A 2,919-nucleotide genomic window follows, 5' to 3' on the forward strand; every position below is an offset into this window, starting at 1 on the left:
GTGGTCCACTCTGCGGGGTCGACACGGACGGCCTCTTCAACCTGGGCCGGGGTCATGTCCAGGCCCTTGAGGTCGATCGCGTCAGCGGTGGGGACGAACCCGATGGGGGTCTCCACGGCGTCGGCCTTGCCCTCGAGGCGTTCGATGGCCCATTTCAGGACCCGGGCGTTGTCACCGAATCCGGGCCAGGCGAATCCGCCCTCGGAATTGCGGCGGAACCAGTTGACCAGGAAGATCTTGGGCAGCCGCTCCGGGTTGGCCTTCGCGGAGAGGTTGACCCAGTGGTTCAGGTAATCGCCTGCGTCGTAGCCGATGAAGGGCAGCATGGCCATCGGATCCCGGCGGACAACGCCGACGGCACCGGCTGCCGCGGCGGTGGTCTCCGAGGACAGGGTTGAGCCCATGAAGATGCCGTTGGACCAGCTGCGCGCCTCGGTGACCAGCGGGATGGTGGTCTTGCGGCGGCCGCCGAACAGGATCGCGGAAAGCTCCACGCCGTCCGGGTTGTAGTACTCCTCGGCCAGCATGTCGATCTGGTCGATCGGCGTGCAGAAGCGGGAGTTCGGGTGGGCGGCCGGCTTGTCCGAATCCGGGGTCCAGGAGTTGCCCTGCCAGTCGGTCAGGTGCGCGGGTACCTCGTCGGTCATGCCCTCCCACCACACACCGCCGTCGTCCGTCAGGGCGACGTTGGTGAAGATGCTGTGGCCCTTGGCGATGGCGCGCATCGCGTTGGGGTTGGTGCCCCAGCCGGTGCCCGGAGCCACGCCGAACAGGCCGGCCTCGGGGTTGACGGCGCGGAGCTCGCCTTCCTTGCCGAACCGCATCCAGGTGATGTCGTCCCCGAGGGTTTCGACTTTTCAGCCCTCGATGGTCGGATCCAGCAGGGCGAGGTTGGTCTTGCCGCAGGCCGACGGGAAGGCGGCGGAGATGTAGTAGTTCTTCTGCTCCGGCGAGGTCAGCTTGAGGATGAGCATGTGCTCGGCCAGCCAGCCTTCATCGCGTGCCATCACCGAGGCGATGCGCAGGGCGTAGCACTTCTTGCCGAGCAGGGCGTTGCCGCCGTAGCCGGAGCCGAAGGACCAGATGGAGCGCTCCTCCGGGAAGTGGACAATCCACTTGTCCGGGTTGCAGGGCCACGGGACATCGGCCTGGCCGGGGGCCAGCGGGGCGCCCAAGGAGTGCAGGGCGGGGACAAAGAACGCGTTGGTCGCGGTGATCTTGTCCAGGACCTCGGTGCCGATGGTGGCCATGATCCGCATGGAGGCGACAACGTAGGCGCTGTCGGTGATCTCGACGCCGAACTTGGGGTCTTCGGCGTCGAGGTGGCCCATCACGAAGGGGATCACGTACATGGTGCGGCCGCGCATGGAGCCGGCGAACAGGCCGTGCAGCTTTTCCTTCATCTGCGCCGGGGCCATCCAGTTATTGGTGAAGCCTGCGTCGTGCTCGTTCTCGGAGCAGATGAAGGTCTGCTCTTCGACGCGGGCCACGTCGGCGGGGTCGGAGAAGGCCGCGAACGACTTGGGGAAGAGGTCCTCGTTGAGGCGGGTCAGGGTGCCGGCGGCAACGAGCTCGTCCGTCAGCCGGGTGTTTTCCGCTTCGGACCCGTCAACCCAGTAGATCCGGTCCGGCTGGGTCAGTTGAGCTACCTCTTCTACCCATGCCAGTAGACCGGCATGTGTGGTGGGTGCTTTTTCAAGCAACGGCAGTCGCGCCAGATCTCCCATTACGATTCCCTTCCTCGGGTTCAGTGGTGTGTCCTAAATGCTAGGGCTCGGCAGGGGGCCTATTTCGGGCCCGGACGTGGGATGACCGGGGCCGAGCAAATTAAAAACCGCGGAAATTCAAGGAACTGGCCGGCCATCATCCCTCCTTTTTGTGACTAAGGTCACGTAGACCGGCCTAGTCAGCTAGATTACACCCGCTTCGATTTGTAACTGGGCCCGGGCTCGCGTAAAGTAATTCGAGGTTCGGGGAGAGAGAAGTTCTCCAAGAGCCGAGAATGCGCCCATAGCTCAGCTGGATAGAGCGTCTGTCTACGGAACAGAAGGTCAGGGGTTCGAATCCCTTTGGGCGCACAGATGAAGATCCGCCCCGGTTCACCGGGGCGGATCTTTTGCTTTAACCGCCGGATGCCCTAGGCGCCAGGGCGCCGGCCCGGCTGCTTTAGGCGCGGCCGCCTTAGGCGCCGGCGCGGCCGCCTTAGGCGCCGGCGGCAGCTGTTGGGCCGGAGCGGCCCGGCAGCAGGTCTCAGGCCGTGGACCGGACGATGATGTTGCGGATGTCGTCGAAATGCGTGCTGAGCCGCTCGGAGGCGAGTGCCTTGTCCGCCGTTGCGACAGCCTCATAGATCCCCCGGTGCACTGCGGCCGTTGCCTGCAAGTCGACGGCGTACGGCCCGCCGAGTTCGAGGTGGATACGGCGGTAGACCTTCCAGAAGACGTCCATCAGGCTGATCAGCAGGTCGTTGTTCAGCGGCTCGAAAAGCCTGCGGTGGAACTCCGCGTCGGCCTCGATGAACGGCTCCCCCGCGTCGGCCAGCGCTTCCATGCGGTTCACGGACTCCTCCACGGCGGCCAGCTGTTCGGCGCTGATCCGGTCCATGGCGGCGCCGACCAGGCCGGATTCGAGTGCCTGCCGGACCTCCACGAGCTGCAGGGCTTCCTCGCCCTGGTGGCGCAGCGACAGCCGGGCGCGGAAGGTGAGCCCGTCGGTCAGGGCCTCGAAATTGCTCGGCGCCACGAACATGCCGAATCCGTGGCGGATCTCAATGACACCCAGCGCCTGGAGCGCCTTCAAGGACTCCCGCAGGGTGTTGCGGCCGACGCCGAGTGCCGCCGTCAGCTCGTTTTCGGTCGGCAGCGGGTCGCCGGGAACCAGGTCGCGTTCCAGGATCAGCTCCAGGATGTCCGACTGGAG

The 2,919-nt window shown here is 65.6% G+C and carries 1 protein-coding gene, 1 tRNA gene and 1 pseudogene; 1 reads left to right on the plus strand and 2 read right to left on the minus strand.

The genetic code is table 11. From position 1 onward, the window contains the following. Positions 1-1,727: pseudogene (locus tag LQV45_RS23615) on the minus strand (phosphoenolpyruvate carboxykinase (GTP)); the annotation flags it as partial. A gap of 277 nt (positions 1,728-2,004) precedes the next feature. On the opposite strand from LQV45_RS23615, the gene LQV45_RS23620 reads away from it, so the two are divergent. Continuing rightward, a tRNA-Arg gene (locus tag LQV45_RS23620) sits at positions 2,005-2,078 on the plus strand. Between the two features lie 172 nt (positions 2,079-2,250). Here LQV45_RS23620 and LQV45_RS23625 read toward each other — a convergent pair. Next, positions 2,251-2,919, minus strand: a 669-nt coding sequence (locus tag LQV45_RS23625) for a FadR/GntR family transcriptional regulator (RefSeq protein ID WP_230009076.1), incomplete at its 5' end; no start/stop codon positions are given.

It is taken from the genome of Microbacterium sp. Bi128 (genome assembly GCF_918698205.1).